General features: G+C 42.6%; 3 protein-coding genes. All 3 read left to right on the forward strand.

Going from position 1 to position 1,776, the window contains the following annotated elements:
• Positions 1-177 precede the first annotated feature (177 nt).
• From C9J34_RS18900 to C9J34_RS18910, 3 genes are read left to right on the forward strand one after another with little or no spacing between them, the layout of a single operon-like run.
• The gene (locus C9J34_RS18900; protein ID WP_107841735.1) at positions 178-657 is read left to right on the forward strand and encodes a DUF2975 domain-containing protein; all 480 of its coding nucleotides are present in this window, start codon (positions 178-180) and stop codon (positions 655-657) included.
• 11 nt (positions 658-668) lie between these two features.
• Positions 669-890, forward strand: a complete 222-nt coding sequence (locus C9J34_RS18905) for a helix-turn-helix domain-containing protein (RefSeq protein WP_107841736.1) — start codon at positions 669-671, stop codon at positions 888-890.
• Positions 880-1,641 (forward strand): DUF817 domain-containing protein, encoded by a 762-nt coding sequence (locus C9J34_RS18910; RefSeq protein WP_107841737.1) that lies wholly within the window; start codon positions 880-882, stop codon positions 1,639-1,641. The genes C9J34_RS18905 and C9J34_RS18910 overlap by 11 nt, the downstream gene beginning before the upstream one ends.
• Positions 1,642-1,776 lie beyond the last annotated feature (135 nt).

A 1,776-nucleotide genomic window follows, 5' to 3' on the forward strand; every position in this document is an offset into this window, starting at 1 on the left:
CATCCCCCACTGATTGGTAGTTTCACCAATCGGGTTTTTACAGGCTGTTGATCCACCGCTTAACTATTTCGTTCCACTCACTATTTTGAATTGGGGGTCTTACAGCCTGTTAATACGGGATAAAACGAAGCGGTCAGTTCGCTTCATCATTAATACGGGATCAAAGAGGTGTCTATTATGAAAAAACAAACGCTTTTCTTAAAAGCGGCTTTACTCATCCTTGCATTACCTGTGCTTGCACTTTGCTTAATCGGCTTCCCCATGCTCGTGATGAACATGACGAAAAATGGCTGGGAGCTTGCTGGGGTCATGTACGGCATCGTGGCGCTCCTCTATGGAACAGCTCTAGCCTATTTCATGGCGCTCTACCAAGCATTGAAGCTATTAAACTTTATCGATGACCATAGTGCATTTTCATATGATTCTGTCATCGCCTTGAAAAAAATCAAATGGAGTGCCTTTACCATTACAGGCTTATACGTCATCAGCATGCCACTGCTCTATATTGTCGCTGAGTATGACGATGCACCAGGCATTATTTTAATTGGTCTTGTACTAGGTGCAACAGCACTTGTTGTGGGCGTGTTTGCCGCAGTACTGCAACAGCTATTAACAAATGCCATTGATATGAAAAACGAAAATGACTTAACGATTTGAGGTGAAGCAATTTGGCTATTATTATTGAACTCGATGTCATGCTAGCTAAAAGAAAAATGACCGTAACAGAGCTATCCGAAAAAGTGGGCATCACGATGGCGAATATTTCAATTTTGAAAACAGGCAAAGCAAAAGCCATCCGCTTCTCCACATTAGAAGCGATTTGCAAGGCATTGGACTGCCAGCCAGGTGATATTTTACTATACGAAAAGGATATTCAGGATGAAACATAAATTACAACAATTGCTCTATTTCGGCCGAGAACAAGCACTGTCATGCCTTTTTCCAGTCGTTATCTTCGCCTCTCTAGCAGCAACAAAATTCATCCCATTACCATTTCTAGCGCGCTACGACTGGCTATTCATCATCTGCCTCGCCATGCAATGGTGGATGCTACGCGCTGGTCTTGAAACAAAGGATGAACTCAAAGTCATCACACTGTTTCACTTAATCGGACTGGCGCTCGAAATTTTCAAGGTACATATGGGCTCATGGGCATACCCAGAGGAAGGCTTTTTCAAAGTTTTCGGCGTACCTTTATATAGCGGCTTTATGTATGCCAGCGTTGCCAGCTACCTATGCCAAGCATGGCGTCGCCTACATGTTGAGCTCGTCAACTGGCCATCCATGCTAGCGGTTGTACCCCTCGCCGCAGCCATTTATTTTAATTTTTTCTGGCATCATTTTTGGATCGATGTACGTTGGTGGCTAGGGCTGTTAGTAATTATTGTCTTTTGGCGTGCTTCGGTGAACTATAAAGTAAATGGCATCGATTACCGCATGCCAATTGTCTTGAGCTTTGTGCTAATAGGCTTCTTCATTTGGATTGCCGAAAACATAGCCACCTTCTTTGGCGCATGGCAATATCCCAATCAAACCCATGCATGGAGTTTGGTGCATTTAGGGAAGATTAGCTCTTGGTTGTTGCTAGTGATTGTCAGCTTTTTGATTGTGGCGGAGTTGAAGCGGGTGAAGGGGCGGTAATGTAATAATCAACAAAACCACCACAATATCAAAATGTTGTGGTGGTTTTGTCTTTTTGCAATACAAATGCTATAAAGGTAAATCTAATTTCAATCCACGTAATTAAATTACGACATAAGCATGTTTATTATAACT

Source organism: Metasolibacillus meyeri, from assembly GCF_003049505.1.
Lineage (GTDB): Bacteria > Bacillota > Bacilli > Bacillales_A > Planococcaceae > Metasolibacillus > Metasolibacillus meyeri.